Raw genomic sequence first — 25860 nt, forward strand, 5'->3', positions numbered from 1 at the left:
TCAGGTTTTGCGCGATTCCTGCGGGAGCTGGCCTGCCAGCGATGCAGGCGGTGAGGTGTTGCAGATACACCGCAATGATGCCATCGCCAGCAGGCTGGCTCCCACAGTAGTCAGTTGACCTGTTACAACGCACTGCGTAGCCTTGCGCGTTCGAGGTTCTTCGCAACGCGAAGCTAAGAAGGGAACGCGGTATGCCGCGGCTGCCCCCGCAACTGTAAACGGTTATTTACCTTGCTACGCCACTGCTGAATACGCGGGAAGGCGCAGGGTAGGGCTCAGCTCAGACTGATGCCCAGCCGTAAGCCAGGAGACCTGCCTCGTGACAGATTCTTACTTCAACCGGGCGGGGTGATCCGGTGGCGAAGACTGACCGCGCACTGCCTGCGGTCGTCGTCCCGTATGCCCGCCGCTTAGCACAAGGGCATCCGATGAAAACACTGGCCAAAACCCCCGTTACGATCGTTACCGGGTTTCTCGGTTCGGGCAAAACCACGTTGCTGCGCCACATGCTCGATAACGCCCAGGGCCGTCGCATTGCCGTGATCGTCAATGAATTCGGCGAGCTGGGCATCGATGGAGAGATCCTCAAGCAGTGCACCATCGGCTGCACCGAAGAAGAAGCCAACGGTCGTGTGTACGAGCTGGCCAACGGCTGCCTGTGCTGCACCGTGCAGGAAGAGTTCTTCCCGGTCATGCGTGAACTGGTTGCTCGTCGTGGCGATATCGACCATATCCTGATCGAAACCTCCGGTCTGGCTCTGCCAAAACCGTTGGTGCAAGCCTTCCAGTGGCCAGAAATCCGCAGCGCCTGCACCGTGGATGCGGTGATTACCGTGGTCGACAGCCCGGCCGTGGCCGCTGGCACCTTTGCCGCGTTCCCGGACCAGGTTGATGCCCAGCGCAAGCTTGATCCGAACCTGGACCATGAGTCGCCGCTGCACGAGCTGTTCGCTGATCAACTGGCCAGTGCCGATCTGGTGATCCTCAACAAGGCCGACCTGATCAGCCCTGAAGACCTGGCAAAAGTGCGCGCCGAAGTGGCTGAAGAACTGCCGCCAGCGGTCAAGATCATTGAAGCCAGCAGCGGCCGCTTGCCGTTGGACGTGTTGCTGGGTCTGGGCGCAGGCTCTGAAGATCATATCGATGGCCGCCACAGCCACCATGACCATCACCACGACGGCGATGATGACCACGACGATCACGACCACGACGCTTTCGACTCGATTTCCATCGAGCTGCCGGAGGGCGAGGAGCGTGTACTGATGGAAGCGCTGACCCAGTTGGTGGTCAAGCACGGCATTCTGCGGGTCAAGGGCTTTGCGGCGATCCCGGGCAAGCCGATGCGCCTGCTGATTCAGGGTGTGGGCACGCGCTTTGACAAGCACTTCGACCGCGCCTGGGGCCGTGACGAAGCGCGTACCACCAAGCTGGTGCTGATCGGTCAGGACCTCGACGCAGCACTGCTCGAATCCACCCTGCGCACAGCGTTGAGCGTATAAGCCATGCATTTGCTCAGGACCCAGCCCGGTGGCTTTGTATCGGATGACAATATTGCCGACTTGGGGCAGACCCCCGCCGAGCTGGTGATCCTGTGCAGTGGTGATTCAAGCCTGGCACTGCTTGCCGAAGCGGCACAGCAGTTGCCTGAAGATTATCCAAGCCTGCGTCTGGCCAATCCGATGCAGGTGCAAAACCATGGCTCGGTCGACTTGTATGTCGATCAGGTGCTGCAACACGCCAAGGTGATTTTGCTGTCGCTGCACGGCGGCATCGGCTATTGGCGCTACGGCATCGAGCGCCTGGTGCAGTTGGCTGAGCGTGGTGTCACCCTGATTCTGGTACCCGGCGACGACCGTCCCGACCCGGAACTCAGCGCGCTGAGCACCGTCCCGGCCGAACAGGGCGAGCGTCTGTGGCACTTTTTGCGCCAGGGCGGGCGGCATAACGCCCAGCAGCTCTATCGCTACCTGGCCAGTCAATGGCTGGGCCGCGATTATGCATGGGATGAGCCGCAGACCCTGCCGCGCACCGCGATTTATCATCCGCAGCACACCAACGCTCAACTCAAGGACTGGCAGGCCGAATGGCATGTGGGGCAACCCGTGGCGGCGCTGTTGTTCTATCGCTCGCACTTGCAGGCGGCCAATACCGGTTTTGTCGATGTGTTTTGCCAGCGTCTTCAGGCCGCCGGGCTCAACCCTTTGCCGATTGCCGTGGCCAGCCTCAAGGAACCTGGCTGCCTGGCGGTGGTTCAGGATCTGCTGGACGACGTTGACGCCGGGGTGATCCTCAACACCACGGGTTTTGCCCAGTCGAGCCCTGAAGCCCCGCACTTGCGTCCGTTTCGCCGCAATATCCCGGTGATCCAGGCCATTTGTGCCCAGGACAACGAGCCCGGCTGGCAAGCCAGCGACCAAGGGCTGGGACCACGTGACCTGGCGATGCATATCGCCTTGCCTGAACTGGATGGGCGAATCATCAGCCGTGCGATCAGCTTCAAGGATCTGGCATGGCGCAGCGAACGCAGTCAGTCGGATGTGGTGTGTTATCGCGCCCATCCCGAGCGTATGGATTTTGTCGCAGAACTGGCGCGGCGATGGGTTGAGTTGAGCCGTGTGGCGAACCCGCAAAAAAGGATTGCACTGATTCTGGCCAACTATCCGACCCGCGATGGCCGGATCGGCAACGGTGTGGGGCTGGATACTCCGGCGGCGGCATTGAATATTCTGCGTGCCTTGCAGGCTCAGGGGTATCCCGTGGACTGCGAGCTGCCCGAGACCGGCACCGCGTTGATACAGGCTTTGTTGGGGGGCGTCAGCAATGACCTGGACACTCTCGATCTCCGCCCCTGCATGCAAAGCCTGGGGCTGGATGAGTACCTGGCGATGTTCAATGGATTGCCCCAGGTCAATCGCCAGGCGGTGATTGAGCGTTGGGGCGAGCCGCAAAATGATCCGATGTTTCGCAGTGGGCGGCTGATGATCGCCGGTCTGCGTTTTGGCCTGACCTTTGTCGGCATCCAGCCGGCGCGAGGTTATCAGGTCGATGCCAGTGCGGTGTATCACGATCCGGATCTGGTGCCGCCACACGGCTATCTGGCGTTCTACTTCTGGCTGCGCAACACCTATGGTGCCCACGCTGTGGTGCATGTGGGCAAGCACGGCAATCTGGAGTGGCTGCCCGGCAAGGGCGTCGGACTGTCCGAAAACTGCTGGCCGGATGCAATTCTGGGGCCGATGCCCAACGTCTACCCCTTTATCGTCAATGACCCAGGCGAAGGCGCCCAGGCCAAGCGTCGCACCCAAGCGGTGATCATCGACCATTTGATGCCGCCGCTGACCCGTGCTGAAACCTACGGGCCGCTGCGTGATCTGGAGTTGCTGGCCGACGAATATTACGAAGCGCAGTTGCTCGACCCCCGACGCGCCCGTGAGTTGCAACGGGACATTCTCGCCCTGGTGCGTGAAACCCGTATCGACCGCGAGCTGCAACTGGACGAGAAGCTGGACAGCGACGCTGACGCGGCGATCTGGCTACCCCGGCTGGACACCTATCTGTGCGATCTCAAAGAGTCACAAATCCGCGATGGGCTGCATATTTTTGGCGAGTCGCCGGCCGGGCGCTTGCGCATCGACACCTTGCTGGCGTTGTTGCGCATCCCTCGCGGCGATGGTCGTGGCGCGCAATCGAGCATTCTGCGGGCGCTGGCCAAGGCTTTCGAGCTGGGCTTCGATCCGCTGGACTGCGCACTGGCCGAGCCCTGGACTGCGCGTCAGCCCGCTGTGTTGCAAGCCGTCACCGATGAGCGTTGGCGTACGGCGGGGGACACCCGCGAGCGGCTGGAGCTTTATGCGGCGCAGTTGATCGAACAGGCGTTGGAGGGCTCGCTGAAATTGCCTGGCACCGAGCAATGGGTCGAGGTCAGGGGGATTTTCGACGCGCTGCTTGAAGTCGTCGCGCCGCGTCTGGATGCCTGCGGCCCCGCCGAGATGCAGGGTCTGCTCGATGCCCTTGAGGGACGCTTTGTACCGGCAGGGCCCAGTGGTGCGCCGAGTCGCGGGCGACTCGATGTGCTGCCCACGGGTCGCAACTTTTTTTCAGTGGATGTGCGCAACCTGCCGACCACGACGGCCTGGCGAATCGGCTTTCAGTCGGCAAACCTTATTCTTGAGCGCCATTTGCAGGATCACGGCGACCATCTGCGCCAGCTTGGCTTGTCGGTATGGGGCACGGCGACCATGCGTACGGGCGGTGATGATATCGCCCAGGCCATGGCGCTGATGGGCGTACGCCCGGTATGGGCCACCGGCAGCCAGCGAGTGGATGACTTTGAAATTCTGCCGGTAAGCCTTCTGGACCGTCCACGGGTTGACGTGACCTTGCGGGTTTCGGGGTTTTTCCGCGATGCGTTTGCCAATCTGATTCGCCTGTTCGATGCCGCCGTGCAAGCCGTGGCGGCACTGGATGAGCCGGATGATCTAAACCCGCTGGCGGCCAAGGTACGCAGTGAGCGTGAACAGCTGGAGCGCGATGGACTGTCACCCGAACTGGCCGCGCGCCAGGCAGGCTGGCGGGTGTTTGGCGCCAAGCCAGGCGCCTATGGTGCCGGGGTGCAGAACGCGATTGATGGTCGTGTGTGGCAAAGCCGAGATGACCTGGCCCAGGTGTACCTCAACTGGGGCGGTTATGCCTATGGTGTCGCCGATGAAGGCACGGCGGCCCGCGGTCAGTTTGCCCAGCGTCTAGGGCAGATGCAGGCCGTGGTACAAAACCAGGACAATCGCGAACACGACCTGCTTGATTCCAATGATTACTACCAGTTCCAGGGCGGCATGCTGGCCGCTGTGGAGACGTTGCGCGGGGAGGCTGCAGCCAGCTATCACGGCGATCACAGCCAGCCGGACTTGCCGAAGATTCGCACCCTCAAGGAGGAGTTGAACCGGGTAATCCGCTCCCGGGCAGCCAATCCGAAATGGATCGACGGGGTCAAGCGCCACGGTTATAAAGGCGCGTTCGAAATGGCCGCGACCCTGGACAACCTGTTTGCGTTCGATGCCACCACGCATTTGATCGACGACCATCAATACGCCTTGCTGGCGGATGCCTACCTGCTGGACCCTGATACCCGCGAGTTTGTTCGCGAGCACAACCCGCACGCTTTGCGTGACATGACCGAGCGCTTGCTGGAGGCTCAGCAGCGCGGCCTTTGGAGTGAGCCCGGGGAATATCAGGCGGCACTGGAAAACTTGCTGCTGGATATAGAAGAAGAGTGAAGGGCTTTTTGAAGTCGATCAACATTCTACGATTTGGAATCCGAAAACATGACTGACACCCCGCATTTCCCGTTATCGGCGGTGGTCGGCGCGGACTCGTTGAAACTTGCGCTGTGCCTCACGGCCATCGACCCCAGGATTGGCGGCGTGCTGATTGAAGGTCCCCGCGGCATGGCTAAATCTACCCTGGCCCGTGGGCTGGCAGATCTGCTCGCCAGCGGCCAGTTCGTGACCTTGCCTTTGGGGGCTACTGAAGAGCGACTGGTCGGCACCCTCGATCTGGACGCCGCACTCGGGCAAGGCAAGGCGCAGTTCTCACCGGGTGTGTTGGCCAAGGCCGACGGTGGCGTGCTGTATGTCGACGAAGTGAATTTACTCGCAGACCATCTGGTGGATGTGCTGCTGGATGTGGCCGCAAGCGGTACCAATTTGGTCGAGCGCGATGGCATTTCCCATCGCCACTCTGCCCGCTTTGTGCTGATTGGCACCATGAACCCGGAAGAAGGCGAGTTGCGCCCCCAGTTACTCGACCGTTTTGGGCTTAATGTAGCCATGAGCGGCCAGCCGCAACCGTCCGAACGTGGAGAAATCATTCGTCGTCGTCTGGCCTTTGATGCTGACCCGCACGGGTTTTGCGCGCAGTGGGAAGAGGCGCAAAGGGCGTTGCGCCAGCGCTGCCAGCATGCCCGGGAGTTGCTGAACGGCATCGCCCTGGATGATCAATCGCTCGCGGTGATCGCCGAGCGCTGTTTTGCAGCTGCGGTGGACGGCATGCGTGCCGATCTGGTCTGGCTGCGGGCTGCACGAGCCCATGCCGCATGGCGCGGTGCCACTGCCATTAGCCTGGACGATATCGATGCCGTGGCCGAGTTTGCCTTGCGCCATCGACGTCGCGAGCAGATGGGGCAGGCGCCGACGCCAGAGCAGCCGCAATCACAGCCTCAATCCAGTCACGCTTCGTCCGGTTCTGGCCAGGGCCAGTGGGGCGAGTTGCCTGCCCAGGCCCAGGCTATGGGTGCGCGTCGTGAAGTGCCGAGCTGGCCAAAAAAGCCCTAGGCATTCGTCCCCGATCTGATACGGGGGCGGATGCCAGACCCCGGGCCGGGCATCTCGCAACGGGCAAGCAGGGTGCTAGCCGCAGTGCCCGCAGCGGGATGATCGACTGGGTGCAAACCTTGCTCCGTGGCCGCCCACGCCAGCGCGCTGACCTGGTTCATAAAACCCGGCACAGTGCAGCGCAGGAACTGTGGCTGGTGGTGGTGGATGCATCGGCTTCAACCCGGCGGCATCAGGCCTTGAGTGATGCCAAGGGGCTGCTTGCCCAGTTGTTCGAGGATGCGTATCGCCAGCGTGCCCGGGTGGCCGTAATGACTGCCAGCGGTAGTTCGCCAGTGTGGCAGGTCACCGGGGTTAAGGCTTCGGCGGCGCTCAATGACTGGCTGGCACAGCTGGGTGCCGGTGGCGGTACACCGTTGCTCCAGGCCTTGCAGGAAGTCGAGAAATGGCTTGATCGGCGGCGTAAGCAGTTCCCGCAGGAGCAACAGCGTTTTCTACTGTTGACCGATGGTCGCTTGAAAGACTGGCCGGTATTGCCCGTGTTCAATTGCCCGGGGCTGTTGATCGATATCGAGCGAGGCCCGATTCGTCTCGGTCGCGCGCCTCAATTGGCGGCGGATTTGAATGCACAATACCTGCACATTGATGGCTAGAGACCAAGTGCCGCGGTGGGGGCGGGGTTGCTGGCGATGGCCTCAGCGCGGCGTATCAGGTACAACGCGCTGAGGCCATCGCCAGCAAGCCCTTCCCGAAGGGAGGGGGCAATCAAGCAGCTTTACGCTGGCATTACCCACGGCTGCAAGGCGTAGCCTTCACTGCTGATCTCGGCGCGGGCTTGAGCCAACAGACTTTCGAGCTGGGCAGCGTCTGCGCAAGCGCTGCGCGGGATTTGTTTGCGGCCGATGCGGGTGTTGGTTCGGTCAATTACAGTCAGGCTCAACTCGCCATGACCGTCTTGTGCAGCCCAGGCAACGCATTGAAAAGGTTCAAAGGCGTGGCCGGCAATCAAAAGTGCTTCGTTGAAACGGAGCGGGGCGTTCATAGGGTTTTCTCTCAAGTATGCCCATCAAGTGATTAACCGTCGGCTGGGCTTACCGTTCGGTTGGTTACTTGTACTGATGACTTCAGACCGGCATCAGGTCACACACTTTTCCTACTTTTTTAAAAGTTTTTTTACCCAACTGATCCAAATCAATTTTTTGCGCCTGCAAACCGCCTTTTAATTATTCAATTGAGTGCACACAGCTTAATTGGCTATTAGGGATATAAAGAAAAGATCCTGAAAGCTCCCACAGCCTTGCTAACGTTACGCTTGGGTCGAACAAAGGACTGTTTTTATTGATTTTTTATTTTTTTGGCGCCAAGGAACAGTCATGCTCACGATGTCATCTCCCCGACGTCTGTTGGTCGTTGATCCCTGTGAAGATTGCCATGAAATACTCCCCGGTTTGCGAACCATAGGCTGGGCGGTGGACAGTTGCACGCTGGCTAGTGTCGTTGATCGTTCTTGCGATGTTGGCCTCTTCAGACTTCAGCCTTCCCACCTTGAGCGCCCCGAAGCCGTTAAAGACATGATCAGCCGTAGCGGCACCGAGTGGATTGCGGTGCTGACACCAGACGTCCTGAAAATGAAGAATGTGGGCGATTTTGTCTGTGAATGGTTTTTTGACTTCCACACATTGCCCTTCGATGTCTCGCGGGTTCAGGTCACGCTTGGCCGAGCCTTTGGCATGGCCTGCTTACGTGGCCAGACTGCACCGCTGATTCTGCCCCAGGAAGATGAGCTACTGGGTGAAAGCCGATCCATGCGGGATTTGCGAAAAATCCTGAGCAAATTTGCGCCCACCCAGTCCCCCATATTGATTCGGGGTGAAAGCGGTACCGGCAAGGAGCTGGTCGCGCGCACCTTGCATCGTCAATCTCAGCGCAATGGCAAACCTTTTGTCGCGATCAATTGCGGTTCCATTCCGGACCATCTGATCCAGTCCGAACTGTTCGGTCATGAGAAGGGCGCGTTCACGGGCGCTCATCAGCGTAAGATCGGGCGGATCGAAGCGGCCAATGGCGGCACGCTTTTCCTGGATGAAATCGGCGATCTGCCACTGGAGCTGCAAGCCAATCTGTTGCGTTTTTTGCAGGAAAAACACATTGAAAGGGTCGGTGGCAGTCAGCCAATCCCGGTTGATGTGAGGGTACTGGCAGCCACCCATGTCGATCTTGAAGCCGCAATCGTGAAGGGGCGTTTCCGCGAGGACTTGTACTACCGGCTCAATGTATTGCAAGTGATCACCGCGCCACTGCGTGAGCGTCATGGTGATCTGGCCATGCTGGCGAGTCACTTTGCCCGTTACTACAGCCTGGAAACGGGGCGTCGGCCGCGCACTTTCAGTGATGATGCATTGATTGCCATGGGCAATCACGGTTGGCCCGGCAATGTGCGCGAGCTTGCCAACCGTGTACGCCGCGGGCTGGTTTTGGCTGAAGGGCGTCAGATCGAGGCCCATGACCTGGGTTTGGACTCAAGTCCGCTGTTTGTAGGGGAAATGAGTACGCTTGAAGAGTACAAGGACCGCGCCGAACGCCAGGCCCTGTGTGAGGTGTTACACAGGCACAGTGATAACCTGAGTGTGGCAGCCAAGGTCTTGGGGGTTTCGCGGCCAACGTTTTATCGGTTGTTGCACAAGCATCAGATCCGCTAGACCACAAAAAAGCCCGCAGCGGTCAAACGCTGCGGGCTTTTTTACGCACTATCAGCCAAGGGTCTAAAAGTAGTAAGGGAATTTCAGGCTGAAGGTGAAGTCCGGTGCATCGTCAGTCAAACCAATGGACAGGTTGGGCACGATAGTCAGGTTGTCGGTGGCTGCAACCGTCATGCCGACGTTGAAGTAACCCGCGTTGGCATCACTGGTAGTGACTGTTTGCCAGTCCTCGCCATCCTGCTTGAGCTTGCTCTTTTTCTGAATCAGGTCAGACACCGAGAACGACATGCTCATCTTTTCGTTGAGTGCGAAGGCCACACCCGCACCAATCTGGAAGCTATCACCGAGTTTGACTTTGCCTGGTTGTTTGAGGTTTTGCGTTGAACTGATGTCGTCAAACGACTCTTCAAGGTTGTGGGTGTACGAGAGAGTACCGAACAATACGGCCGGGTCGAAGGTTTTGACCAGCGAGATGGCAGGGCTGATCGACCACACGCCATTACCGGTGGGCAGGTCTTCGGGAGTGAATACGTTGGTGTTGTCAACCGACTGAACCAGCTTGATCCCGAACGGGTCCTTGCCGGTGGGTGCCTTGACTCGCACGCTGAACACCGCGTCCGGAGTGTTTGCCGATTCATCGAGAAACTTGTAAGCCACGCCAAAGTTGACGTCGCCAATGGTCGGGTCGCGGGTGACCGTTTCTTCTGAAGTTGCTTGCGCAGAGCCGCCGTTGGCACCACCCGACTGGTAAGTCGACTCACGGTAAACCACGGGTACGTTAACGTCGAACTGCCAGCGGTTATCCAGGTTGTAGCGACCGGTGAGATCAAGTGTCCAGTTGTCGGCCTTGATCCGGTCCAGGTTCAGGTTGCCCAGAAAGATCGAGTCCAGGGCCAGGAACCCGTTGAGGATAAGCTGGCGTGTGTCATAGCGCGAATAGGTCACGCCCGTTTCGAAACTGAACTTGCCACCGCCGAAGAACCCGCTGGCCTCGTCATACAGGTTGACCACGCTCTGCGCGGGTGCGGAGTCATCCTTGAGGGCCGATCCGTAAGAACTGCCCCCCGCGGCGGCGGCTCCGGTACTGGCTGCTGCAACGTTCTGGTTGCCCTTCATGTCGGCTGGTGATTTGGCCAGGCGCCGTGGGGCAGGCGTTGCGGGTTGATCTTCAACTTGACGAACACGCTGCTCGAGTACAGCCAAAGCTTTTTGCTGCTGATCGTAACGTTGGCGTAGCTCCATGAGTTCTTGTTTTAGTAGCTCTACGTCCGAACCAGGTGCTGCATACAGCAGGGCTGATGGGAAAATAGTGCTCATGCATACAACTGCGCGAAAGGTAAACGATCGGTGCATGAAATAAGCCGTCCAGATAAGCCAAGTCGTAGGACAGAGCCTAGTTCAATATCCCATGTTGCGAAGACCTTTTAGCTGACTGAGATTGCAGTCGAGCGCGCCGGGACTTGGCATGTTATTGCGCAACACCACATTAAGTTGCGTCATGTTATTAACCATGTTGCCGCCCCCTAACACTGTTGTGCTCTGCAACACGCCCCCTTGAGCTATTTGTTGCAATGACTGGCCTTGATTATTGGAGGCCTGAATCGCTAGTTGGATGCCTCCATTAACGGCTGAAACGGTCAAATTACCTGCACTGCCAGCCTGGGTAACCGGACTGTTGGCGGCCAACAACACGCCTTGCTGGTTAACCACAGGTGCCTGATTGGCCTCTGTCACATTGATATCGACATTGTTGTAAGCGCTGTTGTAGTCACCTGCAGCACGCACGCTCTGGGTGACGCCCTGGCCCGTGGACAAGCCCACGCCGCCGGTCACCGACCCGGTGCCGGGTGAGCCGGTGGGGCCATTTCCGGCAGAACTGTAGGTCGATACATAAAACTTGGGCTCAATGGTGTTTTGCACATACATGGAGGTACTGGCTCCTACGACGCCGCCGTTACTGCTGGTCCAGGTACTGTTCATCACAATGCCGAAACTGATGATCCGTCCGGGCATGACATAACGTCCACGCAACTCGGCCATTTCATTGTCTTTCAATTCGACCGGTTTAAAGGTCGATGCGGCCTGAACGGGCACACTGGCCGCAAGGCAGGCTGCAATCAGCCAGATTGGAGTGTTCATGTGCTGCTCCAGGAGCACGCAGCTCCGTAGTCATGCTTGGCGCACCTAAAAAAAGTCACTTTGAATAAAACCAAAATCCATGAGCTCTGCATCTTTGACCGGACTAAAACTGTCCAGCTGGTTTTTAGCTGTCAGGGGAGCCGGGGGGGACAGTAGCGCGTTGGTTTTGTCGTAGCCGGGGCCGATGACAGCAAACACGATGCCATTCCAGCCTTTTATAAAATCTTCATGGGAATAACGCTTATGGCCAAGTACAGGGTCGCCAATGTAAACCCAGTCTTTTTGGGTACGCTGCAGGACGACAAAATGCTTGTAGCCACGGATGTCCAGGAGGACGACAACAGGGATGTTGACACTTTCCAGGCTTTGCGCAGGAATCCGGTAACCCCGGGCGCGCATGCCGATACTTTCGACGTAGCGCTTCATGTCGAGCATTGAAAACCCTTGGACGCGGACCAGCTCCTGATCTGCGTTTTGCAGCATCCCTTTAATGATCTCGTCTTCGTTGACATCCAGCCAGTAGGCTTGACGCAATACGGTGGCCAATGCCGCCGCGCCACAACTGAAGTCGGTTTTTTGTTCGACGATGTCCGCAAAGCGCCGCTCGCGAATGCTCTGTACCTGCTTGAAAACCAGATTGCCGCCTGGCATGGCGGCGATGGGCATCTGTGCGGCTTGGGAGATCCCGCTCATCCCGGTCAAACCGAGCATGAGGGCGAGGGCGACAATACGCATGATTGATACGCCTTGGATTAAGAGAAAGGGTCCCGTAAACGAGACCCTCCTTTAACGTCGCTATTACATGCAGACTTTGCAACCTGCAGCGATGGACAGCGAGTTGCTTTGTTGGTTACCCACACCTGCTGCGATGTTGGCACCACCATTACCCGAGATGCCATTGAACGAGTGGTCCATGGTGGCATTGTTAACTACAGGCGTATGGTTGTTGTTCCAGCTTGGCCCTTGCGACCAGGTATTCACGTTGCTCAGATAAGACGCACCGGCCTCGTTGATAACCGACAGGTTATTGGAGGTTTGGCTGGCGGTAGCGCCTGCCGAAGCGATGCGGCCATTGGATACGGCGATGGCCAGGTTGTTTTTCTGTTGGTTGAAATCGCCCGCAGCGACGTTTATACCCACGTTGCCTGAGCTGCCATTGCCCGAGCTTTTGAGCAGGGCGTTGTTTTGTGTGCCGTAGTTGTGATCGTTGTTATGACTGTTGGTTTGGGTTGCGCTGGTCAGTGACGCAGCGGTGCCAAAGACGAATGACTCGTCGGAGGTTGCAATCGCAACGGCGTTGTCTTGCTGGTTGCCCGAGCCGGCTGCGGCGTTGACGCCCATGTTACCTTCAGCACCTTTGACCGAATCTTTGACGGTTGCGGTGTTTTTGATCGCTTTGTTGGTCACTTTGTTGTGATTACTGTTTTGCACATCAATCACAACCGCTGCTGCAGCCGCATAAGGGTCCAGTGTGTAGGACGGTGGATTCGATGGAGGTGGTGGGTTGTTGCTAGGGCCATTGGCACTTGCTGCCACAGACAGGAGTGCAGCCATGGCGAAAGCCAGAGGTTTCAGAGCGCTTGAAGGTTTCATGGTGATTCTCCGTGCTTCATTAGTGTGTTAAGTGTTGGCACTTTCTAATTGCACTGCGTTGTTATCGGGTTAGTCAGCAACCCGTATATTCAGGGTGTTAGCCATGCGGTTCCCCACCCCTGCACTCTGGTTCAACTGCACCACCCCTCGGCTGCCGGTGAAGGCCTGATCGCTGGTAACGATCTGGCGACTGCCGTTGGCGGGGGATGCGGTTCCCGAGTTTGGTACCAGCGCCACGTTTTGTTGTGACAGGGCGCTGTCGTCCATGCCTTGCGGTTGGGCACTGATGCTTACTCGCACGGCATTGACCATCTGGTTGTTGGCGCCGGCGGACTGGTTGATACCGATCACACCGCTGCCATTACTGAAAGAGTTGCCGCCAATGGCTGCCCTGGCATCGAGCGAAGCGTCGGCTGGCGTATTGAGTTTTTGAGTCACTGAAGTTGAGGCTTTGGCCTCGGTGCCGATGGCAATTGCGCGAATGTTGACTTGCTGCTGCTGGTCGCCCGCCGCCTGATTGATCGTCACGTTGCCGTGGTAATTGGCGCCCGAATTATTGATCTCGGCGTTGTTGTCAGAAGCCGCCAGCACACTTGAGCTGGCTAGTAGCGCGGCGATCAGCACAGGCAGGCTATAGGCAGTCATGTTATTTCCCCTGGCTCAGTGCAGACAGCGGACGCATACCCTGGTTGATGCTGTTGCCTATGGTGTTGGAAAGGGTGCCGCCGCTACCGCCGCCATGACCGCTGCTCATGCCTGGCAGGCCGTTGCTGTTATTGAGCCCTGGCAGGCTGTTGCCAGTTGGCATCAGGTTATGCCTGATCGATGTACCGGTACTGACACCGGCAAAATCGCCATCATTGAGTTCACGGGTGCCGCCCATCACTTGTGCCAAAGGACTGGCATTGGCGGTAAGAGGGTCGGGATCGGGGTGCATGGCGGGGGTACCCACCGGCTGGGGTTGCACAGTACGCACAAGCACTATCTCGCCATTACCGGCGGCCTGTACTGCGCTGCACACACCCATCAAGGCGGTCAGGCTGCATGCCATCAGCAGGTAACGGTTACCGCGGTATAAGTGCCCCATGACTGTGCTCCCTTTTCGACGCTGGCCCTAGTCAGCGTGATAAGGAAAGAGCATGAGCTGTGCCGCTTTTGATTTAATGTTGTAAAACAACAGCTGGCAGCGTGACGGCTATTAGGGTTAAGCCGAAGTGTAACGTGCGTGAGATAACAATGAACCGGTCAGCGCCTTTATCTGTTGGGCAGGCGCTATTTTTAGAGGCCGACAGGGCCTGTTTCATGAGCGTTACACTATTCGTGTTTATGGCGCAGGCTAGTGTTTTAGCGGTGTTGCGGGGGTGTGCATGTAACAGCAGTGGACATATTAAAAGTGCTGAAACCATTAAGTTGCCAGTTAATGATGTGCACTTTAAATGGGCCTATTACTTACTGACTAATACTTATTGAATAAGTTTCATGGCGGTTGATTAATTGTTCTACCGCTGCGCAGGCATGCTGTTGTCGAGCCTGCCAATCACCCGTGATAATTTCCAAGGGTTGGTCATGATCTGCCAGCCACTGATGGCTGGCCTTAAAGAACGTCTGGCGTTCTGCAAGCGAAGGTTGGCAACGCTGGCCGTCCGCAGTCCACTCCACGTCGTCAGGGGAGAGCAGCAAATGCAGGTCGTAATGACGCTTTAGCAACTCGGTTTCGAGCCAGTCTGGACAATCGCCAAACAGCGTCTCGCTCCACAGGATATTGCTCAACAAATGAGTATCCAGAATCAACAGTTCGGGTTGTTTGGCGCGTGCCTGGTCTTCCCATTCGAGTTGGCCGCGAGCGATCTCTGGGATATCGGCCAGGCAAGTATCGCGAGGGTTTTGCTCGATAAAGTAGCGGACGTATTCACCCACCTGAATGCCGCCAAACCGCTGTTGCAGCAGCGCCGCCAGCCAACTTTTGCCACTTGATTCCGGCCCGGCCAGTACCACCACCTTCATGTGCGTAGCGCCGGGTCGCGGCACCAGTCACGCCAGCCTTGAATGGCAATCACGGTAAACAGCGCGTAAAGCCCGGCCGTGAGGTACAGATCCTGCCAGACGAAAAAGCCGATGTAGAGCACATCGATCACACACCACAGGGCCCAGCACTGAAGGCGTTTTTGTGCCATCCACAGCTGTGCGACCAGACTGAACGCGGTCAGCGTGGCGTCAGACCATGGGAACCCGGAGTCTGTCCAATGAGCCATTGCTGCACCCAACGCAGCACTGCCAATCGCGCCCATGGCGAGGCCGAAGAGCACTTGCAAAACAGTGAGCCGCGAGACCACCCGGCCTTCGTGTTGCGTGCCTGCGCGGGTCCACTGCCACCAGCCATAGACTTGTAGCAGTGCAAAAAACACCTGCAGGAGCATGCCTGAATACAGTTTGATCTCGAAAAAAATCCAGCTGTACAGCAGCACCATCACCAGGCCGATGGGCCAGCACCAGGGGTTTTGTTTGACTGTTAACCAGACGGCGATGACGCCGAGCGCGGCGGCAAACAGTTCAAGCCCTGACATTGGGATTCCTTGGATGAGAGTGAAGGGCGGGGATTGTACCTGCAGCGGGGATGGTTGTGGGTTTAATGGACTTCAGTGTGAGGCTGCGTCCGGCTGCGCAGCAGTCGTAGAGTCTGCTTCCATGGTTAAACAGACATATTGCGTATTCCGGTTTTGCAACCGCTGCGTCGCAGTGGCGCACCAACTCGAACGCAGGTTCGTTCCACTCCTCAGCGTTTACTGTCGTGAAAACCAGCGTTTTCGTTCCCATTCAGCCGGAAATGTAGAGATATGGACAAATATCATAACAAGGGACAACCAACCCATTACGGCATTATCGACATGCCCCATAAATGGTAACGTGCTGTCTCGCATAAAAAAATTGTGAGTGGTCGCACACAGTACGTTGTAGCTCCCAACCCCCCCAGAACTTAAAAGCGGAATAACGACGACCTGACCACGCGTAGTACGCCCAAAAGGAAGGCCAGTATAAAAGCACCGTTATAAGTATAAAGACGGGATAAAAAATAAAGTTACTCATTAAGGCTGTCACACGCGCCATACACAGTGCTTGCAGTTATAACGTCCGAAAATCTATCGAAGAAGAACCCTCTCCGCGTAGCGACCTTATACCCTCTCACATAGTCCGTTTTCACATACCTGAACAAACGCCAGGCATCGGGCTTTAATACCATTCTGCCAATGCCGTAGGCTGACGAACTCAAGTCAACCACCCCATAAGCAACACGTCACATACTCGTTGTTAGCCATAGATGCATCTCCCTCTTGTCGGCCTGGCAGTCTATTGTGTAGAAGACCGATAGGCCGTAGGAGGCATCTGAGAGGTGCGTAAGATGTGTCTAGTAAAGATTTGCGCGCTGGTCGAGATCCCAAACAGGCTCGTACTCAGCGCGACGAGATTTTGCGATTTGTCCTGACAGCGGTCACACAATAACGATCAACGCAAATGCAGCAGCACGTAATCATTCTTGTCGAAGCGCCCGCTCAGTGCCGGTGCAATGCTGCCCGGCTCGCTGCCCTGCAAGGCCTCATAGTCCTTTCTGTCCATCACGATCCAGGCCGGTGCGCGCAGTGCTGTCAGCTCTGCAGGTGACTGGGTGAAAAGCGGAAGCAGATCCCGGTCCACGTTGACCATGAATTTGATCGCCTTGGCGTCTTTGCCCATGCCGTGAAGCACCACGGGTGCCGGGGCCTGATCGATCAATTGCAGGGCTTTGAGGGTAAAGGTGCGCGTGTCATACAGAGTGCGCTCTGCCGGTTCAAAGACGGTGATATAGCTGCTCCACAGTGCCAGCACGGCACACGCCGCCAACCCTTGAGTACGCCACCGGGCTTTGAACAACAGGCCCAGTGCCAGAGCCTGGAGAGCCGCCAGGATGACGAAGGTCGCGGTCAAGGGCGGCAACTGCTCGCCAAAACGCTTGCCTGCAACGATCAGGCCGATGATCAGCAAGCCCGGCAGGAGCAAGAACAGCCCTTGAATAAAGCAACGTAAAACGCCAAACACCCGACCGCTCATGACTTGAAACGGATAAGCCGCAATGATCGCGGCCATAGGCAACATGGGCAGCAGGTATCGAGCTTTCTTGGCTTGAGGAATCGACAGGCCGATCATGACCACCAACGCAGCAGCGACGCAGTATTTGACCAGTTGCAGCGACGGTCCCGACTGTTTACGCCCGGCAATCAGGATTGCCACCAGCACCACCACGGCCAGCGGGTAAGCCAGGGCGTAGTTGCCCACGGAGCTTGTGAAGTAATACAGCACGCTGCTTGCGCCTTCGGTGCCGTCCATGCGCCCGGTGACTTGCATGCGGATCACTTCGTGGACAAACGCCTCGCCACCACTGAGCCAGGCCAGCATCAGCAAGGTGCCAATGCACACCACCAGCAATCCCAGCGCTTGCCCCCCGACGCTGATCAGCCGACGCCATTGGCCGTTCAGCAGGTAGTAGCTGCACAGGATACCGGTAGGAATCACCAGGCCGATCGGGCCGCGAATCGCAAAGCCCAGCACCAGCAAGGCGAGAAGCCACACATGTCGTCGTGGCGCACCGAAGTGATCGTGACAGTAAGCCAGGTAAAAGGCGCTGAGGCTGACGGCTGCCAGCATTTGATCCAGCGAAACGGCCCGGGTTTCGGTCACGAAGGTCATGCTCAGCAACAACAAGGCCACGCTGACCAGTGCCCATTGCGTGGATTGGGGCGCAACCAGGCGATACATCAACGTCACAATCGTTGCGCTGGCAATGGCCGTAGGCAGCCATGCGGTGAGGCTGTTCACTTTGCCCAAGGGCAGCGACAGCAGCCAGGTGAAAAGGGTCGTGGTGGCGCTGTAGTCAGCGTAAGGCTGGCCATAGGTTGTCGGAAAAAAGCCGGGGCCGTTGCGCAGCATTTCGTTGGCAAACATGACAAAGCGCGAATCAAATCCGATCGCCGCCTCTTGATGATTGCCCAGAATAAACAGCAGTAATGCGAACGCGCCCAGAATCAGGGAGTGCCTGCGTTGAGTCAGCAGGTCTGTGCGGGTGAAATCGGCCGGCATGTCGAGTCTCCTTGACTCCTCGGAGCACGCAAAAAAAACGCCGCCATTGTTACCAATGGCGGCGTGATCACATCATCAAATGGCTGATGAACCGTGGGAAACCGGCAAGTTGCACGATTCACCCCGTCCCATCGGGAAGTACTGCAAGCCGGTCTTGGCCAGACGCTCGCCGTCGTACAGGTTGCGGCCGTCAAAAATCACCGGGGTGTTCAGGCGCTGCTTGATCAGGTCAAAGTCAGGCGCCTTGAATTGCTGCCACTCGGTGCAGACGATCAACGCGTCCGCGCCGCTGAGGGTCGATTCCGGCGTGCCCATCAGGCTCAGGCGCTCTTCATTGGCGTACAGACGCTGGGTTTCCTGCATGGCTTCGGGATCGAAGGCCCGTACATGGGCACCGGCCGCCCACAAGGCTTCCATCAATACACGGCTCGGCGCGTCGCGCATGTCGTCGGTATTGGGTTTGAACGCCAGGCCCCACAGGGCAAAGGTCTTGCCTTTGAGGTCGCCCTTGAAGAACGCATTGATGCGATCGAACAGCTTGTGCTTCTGGCGTTCGTTGATGGCTTCAACCGCTTGCAACAGATCGCTTGAGCAATTGACCTGCTGGGCACTGTGGATCAGCGCGCGCATGTCCTTGGGAAAGCACGAACCGCCGTAGCCGCAGCCCGGGTAGATAAAGTGATAGCCGATACGGGTATCCGCACCGATGCCCAGGCGCACGGCTTCGATGTCGGCGCCCAGGTGCTCGGCCAGTTCTGCAATCTGGTTGATAAAGCTGATCTTGGTCGCAAGCATGCAGTTGGCGGCGTACTTGGTCAGTTCGGCGCTGCGCAGGTCCATGAAAATGATGCGGTCATGGTTGCGGTTGAACGGCGCATAAAGGTCACGCATGACCTCGCGAACTTCTTCACGGGCGCAGCCAATGATGATGCGGTCCGGACGGCGGCAATCGGTGACTGCCGAACCTTCTTTGAGGAATTCAGGGTTGGACACTACGTCAAATTGCAACGAGCGACCGGACAGGCTCAGGGCCTTGTTGATATGCGCGGTCAGTGCGTCACCGGTGCCCACGGGGACGGTAGACTTTTCGACCAGTATCAGCGGTTCTTCACGGTGGCGGGCAACCGCATCACCGACTGAAAACACCTGGCCCAGGTCAGCCGAGCCATCTTCGCTTGGGGGAGTGCCCACGGCGATAAACAGCACCTGACCGTGCTCTACGGCGAGCTTTTCATCGCTGGTAAAGCGCAGGCGTTTGCTTTCAATGTTTTCACGCACCAGGCTGGAAAGCCCGGGTTCGAAAATGCTGACGTGGCCCTGCTGCAACAGTTCGACCTTTTTCTGATCAATGTCCATGCAGATCACATCGTGGCCGACTTCAGCCAGGACCGTCGCCTGCACCAGGCCTACATAGCCACTACCAAATACACTGATTTTCATGCGCAGTTCCTGGTACGTCGAGAGTTGATCGTAAGCACCCCCAGGATGACGAGCGTCACACCAAGGGTTTTTGACAAAGTGAATCGTTCATCGAAAATCGGCAGGCTCGCTGCCAGCAGGTAGACCAGCGCGTAACTGACGCTCAACAGCGAATAGGCGCGGCCCAGTGGCAGGTCCCGCAAGGCCAGTAGCCAGAAAAGCATCGACAGCGCGTACGCGGCGATCGCGGCACTCACCACGGCCAAAGCCGACAGTGATACATCGCCGTGACTGATTGCGTTCAGCCATTGAGCCGGCTCCGGCAGGCGGGTCATGCTCCAGCGCATGCCCAATTGGGCACCGCTGACCAGCAACACGCTGCCTGAAGCAAAAGCTAATCCTCGGCGCAGGCTCATGCTTGTTGCCCCAGCAAAATCACACCGGCAATCACCAGTCCCACTCCCATCCAATGACGCCGGTCGATGGACTCTTTAAACAGATAGCGGGCCACCAGGGTGATCAGCACAAAGTTGAGGCTGAGCATCGGGTAAGCAATCCCCACCTCAAGCCGTTGCAGCACCAGCAACCACACCAGCAAACCCAGGCCAAGGCACAGCAAGGCCAGCCACAGCCAGGGTGAGCGCAGCTTGTGCGCCACCCCGGTGTCTGCTCCTCGCCAGCCTTCGACCGCGTACTTCTGGGCGATCTGGCCGGCGCAGGTCAGCAAGCAGGCCAACAGGAGTAATGCCAAGGTCATGGAGTGATCTGCGGGAAAATCAGAATCACCATGTTGCCTTCGTCATAGCGCTTGGCATCTTTAGGCAAGTGGTCCATTTCATCGCTTTCATCGCTGTCCTTGACCCGCATGACCACGCCTACCGGGCCATGACGACGGGCGTCGGTCATCCACTGGCCAATATCGGCCAGGCTGATGGTTTTGCCTTTGGCATCGTCATAGGTCAGCCCGTATTTGACTTCACCCTGGGTGTTGTAAAGCGTTACGTCAGGGCGGCGAAGACGCCAGGACAAGGCCGATGCCGCGCCCAGGTCGTTGCTGAGCAATGTCTTGGCCTGGGACAGTTCGTCCATGTGCTCAAGGATGAATTGATCGGGCATTTTGTTGTGAATCACGCTGGTCGGCATGGCCGCTGGCAGTGCAAGTACCAGAACACCCATTGCCACGGCAGGGGCTGCCCACATTTTTAGCGGTCTGGACAACGTGAGCAGGCCGGTCACGATCCAGGTCAACAGAACCATGACCAACAGCGCCATGTGTTGCGGCTCGTTGTCATAGAACGGCTTTTTGATCTGGAAATAGATCAGGGCCAACAATGCCACGCCGCCGACCAGCAGATTGAGCAGACCGTTCAAGCGCAAGGAGCCGGTCTTGGCCTGCTCGACACGCTGCATCATCGCGTGGCCCAGCAGCAGGGCCAGTGGCAACATGCACGGCATGATGTAAGTGGGCAGCTTGCCTTTGCTCAAACTGAACAGGGCCAGTGGCAGCAACAGCCACATCAGCAGGAAAACCACGCTGGCATGACGCTTGTTCTGCCAGGCATCTTTGAAGGTTGCCGGCAGCAACGCGACCCACGGCAAGCTGGCGACTACCATCAGCGGCAGGTAAAACCACCATGGGCGACCGTGCTGGGCGTCTTCACCGGCAAAGCGGCGGATGTGCTCATGCCAGAAGAAAAAATTCCAGTAATCGGGTTCCTGGGCGTGAACCGCGAGAATCCACGGCAGTGAAACCAAGGCTGCGACCAGCATGGCCACCAGACCGTATTTGACCAGTTCCAGGAAACGCTTTTGCCAGACCATGTAGGGCAGGGCGATCAGCACCGGCAGCAGCAGGGCCAAAAAGCCTTTGGTCATGAAGCCCATGCCACAGGCAAAGCCCAGCACGGCCCAACTGATCAGGCGATCACGGGTGGTGCGGCTGTCGACAGCGAACCACAAGGCAACCAGGCTCAGGTTGACCCAGAGGGTGAACTGCGGATCAAGGTTTGAATAACCTGCCTGGCCAGCGATCAGGCCAAACGTCATGTACACCAGGGCGCAGGCAAAACTCTTGCGCGGGTCATTCCACAGGCGGCGAGCCACGGCATAGGCAAGGAACACGCTCAGGCCGGTGGCGATGGCCGAGGCAATGCGCACGCCAAACAGGTTTTCACCAAAAATGGCCTGGCCAATGGCAATCATCCAGTAGCCGGCAATCGGCTTCTCGAAGTAGCGCAAATCCATGAAGTGCGGCGTGATCCAATTACCGTCGACCAGAATTTGCTGGCCGATTTGTGCGTAGCGCGTTTCATCAGGAATCCACAGGCCGTGGGTGCCCAATGGCAACAGGTAAAACGCAATAAAGGCTAAAACCAGCAGTGGTATCGTCCAGCGCTGAGTCATGGCTTCTGTACTCCCAACCAGCCTTCACGGCCTTCGAGTACGCCCCGGCTCAGCTGCCCGGCAGGCAGGCTGTCAATATCCTCGGGAAGCAAGTCCCGCAAGGGATGGAAATGAATATCACGGGCACGGGCCTGCGCCAGCAATTGACGGAAGTCGTTAGCCATAAGAATCCCTTCTACTTCAGCATGGATGGTGTACGCATTCAGCTTTTGTGGGCTGAAGCGATCAAGAATGAATGAATTGAAGTCGGCCGCATTCAGATGCGGGCCGACTACTTCATCGAAAGTGGGTAGATCCACAGGGATTTGCGGCGCACCCAGTCTGCCGTCAGCCAATCTGGGCCTGAACAGACTGTGCCCGCGGCAATCACTGTTGTAGCGAAAGCCAAAGGTTTCCTTGGCCTGGACTACGCGCTCATCGGCACGCCAGCCTGCTGCGGCAGAACACTCGACAGCTTGTCCGGTGATGTCGCTCAGGGTCTCGACACCACGGCGGATTTGCTCGATCAGTTGTGTTTCGCTCCAACGCGCAGTGTTGGCTTGCCAGCCATGGTGATCCCAGGCATGCAAGCCAACTTCATGGCCAGCGGCCAGGGTCTGGCGCATCAAGTGCCCCAGATCCTTACCGATAGGTTTGCCCGGCCAGGCGGTGCCGGCCAGCAAAATATCCCAGCCATACAGGCTGGCCGCTTTGGAGCGCATCATTTTCCAGAAAAACTGGGGCTTGATAAGCCGCCATAAATGGCGGCCCATGTTGTCGGGCCCCACGCTGAAAAAAAACGTGGCCTTGATCTGGGCTTCATCGAGCAGTTCGAGTAGCTGTGGAACCCCCTCACGGGTTCCACGGTACGTGTCGACATCGATACGCAGTCCTGCTTGCATCAGCGTTTTTCCGCGATTTCTACCATGGCTTCACGCAGGAAGAAGTCCAGGGTCTTGCCAATGGTTTCGCTCAGCTCGGTGGTCGGCGTCCAGTCGATAAGGCGACGGGCGTTTTCAACACTTGGCTTGCGATGGCTGACGTCCTGGTAACCAGTGCCGTAGAACGACTGGCTTTCAACGTCTCGGAAGCCTGCGAACGGAGGGAAGTTGTCACGCAGTGGGTGCGCTTCGAACTGACGCAACAGTTCTTCGCCCAGCTGACGAATGCTGGCTTCGTTGTCCGGGTTGCCGATGTTGATGATCTGGCCGTCGCACTTGCCGCCCTTGTTGTCGATGATGCGGGCCAGGGCCTCGATACCGTCGGCAACGTCAGTGAAGCAGCGTTTTTGTTCACCGCCGTCGACCAGGCGGATCGGGGTGCCTTCCACCAGGTGCAGGATCAGTTGAGTGATCGCTCGCGAGCTGCCAACACGTGCCGAGTCCAGACGGTCAAGACGCGGGCCCATCCAGTTGAACGGACGGAACAGGGTGAATTTCAGGCCTTTGGTGCCGTAGGCCCAGATGACGCGGTCCAGCAGCTGCTTGGAGACGGAGTAGATCCAGCGCTGTTTGTTGATGGGGCCTACAACCAGGTTGGAGGTGTCTTCGTCGAAGTTCTTGTCCTGGCACATGCCATACACTTCAGACGTGGACGGGAAGATCACGCGCTTGTTGTATTTGACGCAGTAGCGCACCAGCTTGAGGTTTTCCTCGAAGTCCAGTTCGAACACGCGCAACGGGTTGCGGGTGTATTCGATCGGCGTGGCGATGGCCACCAGCGGCAGGACCACGTCGCATTTCTTGATGTGGTATTCGATCCACTCGGTGTGGATGCTGATATCACCTTCCACAAAGTGGAAGTTGGGATGGCTGCGCAGGCGGTCGATGGCGTCGGAGCCAATGTCCAGGCCATACACTTCATAACGGTCGTCTTGCAGCAGGCGCTCGGACAAATGGTTACCGATAAAGCCGTTAACCCCCAGAATCAGGACGCGGGTGCGACGTGCAGGGCGACCGGATTCGCTGCCACGCAAGCGTGAGCCTTCAACCAGACCCAGTTCGCGAGCCAGTTGCGGGCCGCTCAGGTACAGGCCGTTGTCATTGCGCTGACCGGCAGTGATGACCAGCGAGTCCTGGCCGCAGGCAATGCGCAGCGGCTCGCAGCTGATCACCTGCCCCGGAGCATGGCCCTGATTGCCAGCAACCACTTCGGCGCCCCAGACAATCAGTTTGTGCTCGCCCACGGCGCAGAAGGCACCCGGGTAAGGCTGGGTCACGGCACGCACCAGGTTGAACAGTTCTTCAGCCGGGCGATTCCACTGCAACAGGCCGTCAGCCGGGGTGCGACGACCAAAATAGGTGGCCTTGGATTCGTCTTGCGGGGTTTCGGTGAGCTTGCCCTGAGGCAACAGCGGCAACGCATCGGCCAGCAGTTGGGCGGCGGTTTCACGCAGCTTGGCGTGCAGGCTCAGTGCGGTATCCGAACGCTCGATGCTGATGCGTTGCTGGGCCAGGATGTCGCCCGCATCGGCACGCTTGACCATGCGGTGCAGGGTGACGCCGGTTTCGGTTTCACCGTTGACCAGAACCCAGTTGGCCGGTGCGCGACCACGATAGCGCGGCAGCAGCGAGCCATGCAGGTTGAAAGCACCTTTGCTGACGCTGGCCAGCAGCTCTTCACCCAGCAGGTTGCGATAGTAGAACGAGAAAATGTAATCGGCGTTCAGCTTGCGGATGCGCTCAATCCACAACGGGTGGTTGGCGTCTTCGGGTGCATGTACCGGAATACCTTTACGGGCGCACAGTTGGGCGACCGAACCGTAAAAGTTATTTTCCTTAGGGTCGTCAGCATGGGTAAACACAGCAGCAATTTCGTAACCTGCATTGAGCAAGGCTTCAATGCCTGTGCAGCCAATATCGTGATAGGCGAAAACAACGGCTTTCAAACTCATGATTGGACCTGTGTCGAAGTAGTAGAAGTCGGGTTGCTAGTTGGAACGGAAGTAGTTGCAGGTTCGGCGCGAACGATTTTTTCAATGAAAAACCGTGGCCGTGCCCGCACATCGCTGTACATGCGGCCCAAGTATTCACCCAGTAGCCCCATGCCGATAAATTGCCCGCCGGTGAAAACAAACAGCACCGCAAACAGCACGAAAGTACCGTGGCCAGCCCAGGATGCGCCGAAGATCAGGCGCAGCATGACCAGCGCGATTGCAAACAGCACACCCAGTACCGCCATGCTGAAACCGATGATGCTCAACAGGCGTAAAGGTGTTGTGGTCATGCAGGTGATCAGGTCAAACATCAGGTTGATCAGGCGCATCGGGCTGTACTTGGAGTCGCCGTGTTCGCGCTCGGCGTGCTCGACCACTACTTCCGTGGTATGGCGGGCAAAACTGTTTGCCAGAATGGGAATGAAGGTGCTGCGCTCGCGGCAAGCGAGCATGGCGTCGACGATGCTGCGTCGGTAAGCGCGCAGCATGCAACCGTAATCGCTCATGGCAACCCCGGTGGAGCGCTGCACGGCCAGGTTGATCACACGCGAAGGCCAGCGACGCCAGGCGGAGTCCTGACGGTTGTTACGCACGGTGCCGACCACGTCGTAACCCAATGCAGCTTGTGCGACCAGGCGCGGGATTTCTTCGGGCGGGTTTTGCAGATCGGCGTCGAGGGTAATCACCACGTCGCCTTTGGAATGCTCAAAGCCGGCCATGATGGCGGCATGCTGCCCATAGTTGCGGTTGAGGATAACAGCGACTACCGGGCTGCCTTCGCGCTCGGCGGCGTCTTGCAGGATTTGCGCCGAATTATCCCGACTGCCGTCATCGACCAGCACGATTTCGTAAGCCTGGGTCAACTGTGCGCAGGCCGCTTCAGTGCGGCGCAACAGTTCAGGCAGGCTCTGTTCTTCGTTGTAGACCGGGATGACGATCGACACACACTGGATTGGGTAGGGTTTCAAAATATTCGTTCCAGTCAGTTTCAATGGTACAAGACGACATGTCTTGGTCGGCCTCACTCAGGCGCACTTCAAGAAACCTGCGCCCACCACGAGTAAAGCTCAATACTGGCAAAGGTAAAGTTGTTGAACTGCGTTATCTGCATGATTTTTCTTACAAACTAGCTGATCTTTTGTCTGCTAGGAAGTACATACGGTAAACGCAGAATTGTGAAAAACCTATGAAAGTTAGATCAACAGGGGATGTTTCTAATTGGTAGACAGGTGCTATTCAGGAACGGTTTTACAGG

The 25860-nt window shown here is 57.7% G+C and carries 23 protein-coding genes and 1 riboswitch; of the genes, 5 read left to right on the forward strand and 18 right to left on the reverse strand.

Translation table 11 applies throughout. The annotated features are described in order from the left end of the window. Nucleotides 1-136 precede the first annotated feature (136 nt). Nucleotides 137-334: riboswitch (cobalamin riboswitch) on the forward strand. Nucleotides 335-428: 94 nt separating this feature from the next. The 4 genes from cobW (at nucleotide 429) to TU76_RS14330 (ending at nucleotide 6982) form a co-directional block, all read left to right on the forward strand. Next, nucleotides 429-1499, forward strand: a complete 1071-nt coding sequence (cobW, locus tag TU76_RS14315; RefSeq protein WP_019827174.1) for a cobalamin biosynthesis protein CobW — start codon at nucleotides 429-431, stop codon at nucleotides 1497-1499. A 3-nt stretch (nucleotides 1500-1502) separates the two neighbouring features. Beyond that, a complete protein-coding gene (gene cobN, locus TU76_RS14320) occupies nucleotides 1503-5273 on the forward strand; it encodes a cobaltochelatase subunit CobN (protein WP_048351910.1) in 3771 nt (1256 codons plus the stop codon). 48 nt (nucleotides 5274-5321) lie between these two features. After that, entirely contained in the window at nucleotides 5322-6329 is a 1008-nt protein-coding gene (locus tag TU76_RS14325; protein ID WP_048351911.1) for a magnesium chelatase ATPase subunit I, read from the forward strand. Nucleotides 6330-6427: 98 nt separating this feature from the next. Beyond that, nucleotides 6428-6982: a vWA domain-containing protein gene (locus TU76_RS14330; protein WP_019827171.1), complete on the forward strand. Its 555-nt coding sequence runs from the start codon at nucleotides 6428-6430 to the stop codon at nucleotides 6980-6982. A 122-nt stretch (nucleotides 6983-7104) separates the two neighbouring features. Here the strand turns inward: TU76_RS14330 and TU76_RS14335 are convergent, their stop codons facing one another. Further along, nucleotides 7105-7371, reverse strand: a complete 267-nt coding sequence (locus TU76_RS14335) for a hypothetical protein (protein WP_016780868.1) — start codon at nucleotides 7369-7371, stop codon at nucleotides 7105-7107. Between the two features lie 331 nt (nucleotides 7372-7702). On the opposite strand from TU76_RS14335, the gene TU76_RS14340 reads away from it, so the two are divergent. Further along, nucleotides 7703-9028, forward strand: coding sequence for a sigma-54 dependent transcriptional regulator (locus TU76_RS14340; protein WP_019827169.1), 1326 nt, complete (start codon nucleotides 7703-7705; stop codon nucleotides 9026-9028). A gap of 63 nt (nucleotides 9029-9091) precedes the next feature. On the opposite strand, the gene TU76_RS14345 is transcribed toward TU76_RS14340, so the two are convergent. From TU76_RS14345 to arnC, 17 genes are all read right to left on the reverse strand, one after another. After that, on the reverse strand, nucleotides 9092-10381 hold the full coding sequence (locus TU76_RS14345; protein ID WP_048351912.1) for a transporter: 1290 nt from the start codon (nucleotides 10379-10381) through the stop codon (nucleotides 9092-9094). 45 nt (nucleotides 10382-10426) lie between these two features. Next, nucleotides 10427-11167, reverse strand: coding sequence for a hypothetical protein (locus TU76_RS14350; RefSeq protein ID WP_048351913.1), 741 nt, complete (start codon nucleotides 11165-11167; stop codon nucleotides 10427-10429). Nucleotides 11168-11212: 45 nt separating this feature from the next. Continuing rightward, a complete protein-coding gene (locus TU76_RS14355; protein ID WP_019827166.1) occupies nucleotides 11213-11902 on the reverse strand; it encodes a C39 family peptidase in 690 nt (229 codons plus the stop codon). A gap of 63 nt (nucleotides 11903-11965) precedes the next feature. Continuing rightward, a complete protein-coding gene (locus tag TU76_RS14360) occupies nucleotides 11966-12760 on the reverse strand; it encodes a hypothetical protein (protein ID WP_046810784.1) in 795 nt (264 codons plus the stop codon). A 69-nt stretch (nucleotides 12761-12829) separates the two neighbouring features. Beyond that, entirely contained in the window at nucleotides 12830-13405 is a 576-nt protein-coding gene (locus TU76_RS14365) for a hypothetical protein (protein WP_048351914.1), read from the reverse strand. A gap of 1 nt (nucleotide 13406) precedes the next feature. Next, nucleotides 13407-13847 (reverse strand): hypothetical protein, encoded by a 441-nt coding sequence (locus TU76_RS14370; RefSeq protein WP_019827163.1) that lies wholly within the window; start codon nucleotides 13845-13847, stop codon nucleotides 13407-13409. Nucleotides 13848-14209: 362 nt separating this feature from the next. After that, entirely contained in the window at nucleotides 14210-14764 is a 555-nt protein-coding gene (locus TU76_RS14375; protein ID WP_019827162.1) for an AAA family ATPase, read from the reverse strand. Then, nucleotides 14761-15324, reverse strand: coding sequence for a nicotinamide riboside transporter PnuC (gene pnuC, locus TU76_RS14380; protein WP_046810782.1), 564 nt, complete (start codon nucleotides 15322-15324; stop codon nucleotides 14761-14763). The genes TU76_RS14375 and pnuC overlap by 4 nt, the downstream gene beginning before the upstream one ends. Nucleotides 15325-15836: 512 nt before the next feature. Further along, nucleotides 15837-15998 carry a DUF4225 domain-containing protein gene (locus tag TU76_RS25775; RefSeq protein ID WP_401013900.1) on the reverse strand — a complete coding sequence of 54 codons (162 nt, stop codon included), beginning with the start codon at nucleotides 15996-15998 and terminating at the stop codon, nucleotides 15837-15839. A 263-nt stretch (nucleotides 15999-16261) separates the two neighbouring features. Continuing rightward, entirely contained in the window at nucleotides 16262-17869 is a 1608-nt protein-coding gene (locus TU76_RS14385) for an ArnT family glycosyltransferase (protein WP_048351915.1), read from the reverse strand. 75 nt (nucleotides 17870-17944) lie between these two features. Then, nucleotides 17945-19309 (reverse strand): UDP-glucose dehydrogenase family protein, encoded by a 1365-nt coding sequence (locus tag TU76_RS14390; protein WP_019827159.1) that lies wholly within the window; start codon nucleotides 19307-19309, stop codon nucleotides 17945-17947. Continuing rightward, nucleotides 19306-19704 carry a 4-amino-4-deoxy-L-arabinose-phosphoundecaprenol flippase subunit ArnF gene (arnF, locus tag TU76_RS14395; RefSeq protein WP_019827157.1) on the reverse strand — a complete coding sequence of 133 codons (399 nt, stop codon included), beginning with the start codon at nucleotides 19702-19704 and terminating at the stop codon, nucleotides 19306-19308. The genes TU76_RS14390 and arnF overlap by 4 nt, the downstream gene beginning before the upstream one ends. Beyond that, nucleotides 19701-20045, reverse strand: a complete 345-nt coding sequence (gene arnE, locus TU76_RS14400; RefSeq protein ID WP_019827156.1) for a 4-amino-4-deoxy-L-arabinose-phosphoundecaprenol flippase subunit ArnE — start codon at nucleotides 20043-20045, stop codon at nucleotides 19701-19703. The genes arnF and arnE overlap by 4 nt, the downstream gene beginning before the upstream one ends. Next, nucleotides 20042-21691 (reverse strand): lipid IV(A) 4-amino-4-deoxy-L-arabinosyltransferase, encoded by a 1650-nt coding sequence (gene arnT, locus TU76_RS14405; protein WP_048351916.1) that lies wholly within the window; start codon nucleotides 21689-21691, stop codon nucleotides 20042-20044. The genes arnE and arnT overlap by 4 nt, the downstream gene beginning before the upstream one ends. Next, a complete protein-coding gene (gene arnD / locus TU76_RS14410) occupies nucleotides 21688-22572 on the reverse strand; it encodes a 4-deoxy-4-formamido-L-arabinose-phosphoundecaprenol deformylase (protein WP_048351917.1) in 885 nt (294 codons plus the stop codon). Before arnD ends, arnT begins: the two co-directional genes overlap by 4 nt. Further along, complete coding sequence (gene arnA, locus TU76_RS14415) at nucleotides 22572-24563, reverse strand: bifunctional UDP-4-amino-4-deoxy-L-arabinose formyltransferase/UDP-glucuronic acid oxidase ArnA (protein ID WP_019827153.1); 1992 nt, start codon at nucleotides 24561-24563, stop codon at nucleotides 22572-22574. Before arnA ends, arnD begins: the two co-directional genes overlap by 1 nt. Next, entirely contained in the window at nucleotides 24560-25573 is a 1014-nt protein-coding gene (gene arnC / locus TU76_RS14420; RefSeq protein WP_019827152.1) for an undecaprenyl-phosphate 4-deoxy-4-formamido-L-arabinose transferase, read from the reverse strand. Before arnC ends, arnA begins: the two co-directional genes overlap by 4 nt. Nucleotides 25574-25860 lie beyond the last annotated feature (287 nt).

The sequence above is a fragment of the Pseudomonas psychrophila genome (assembly GCF_001043005.1).
Taxonomy (GTDB): Bacteria; Pseudomonadota; Gammaproteobacteria; order Pseudomonadales; family Pseudomonadaceae; genus Aquipseudomonas; species Aquipseudomonas psychrophila.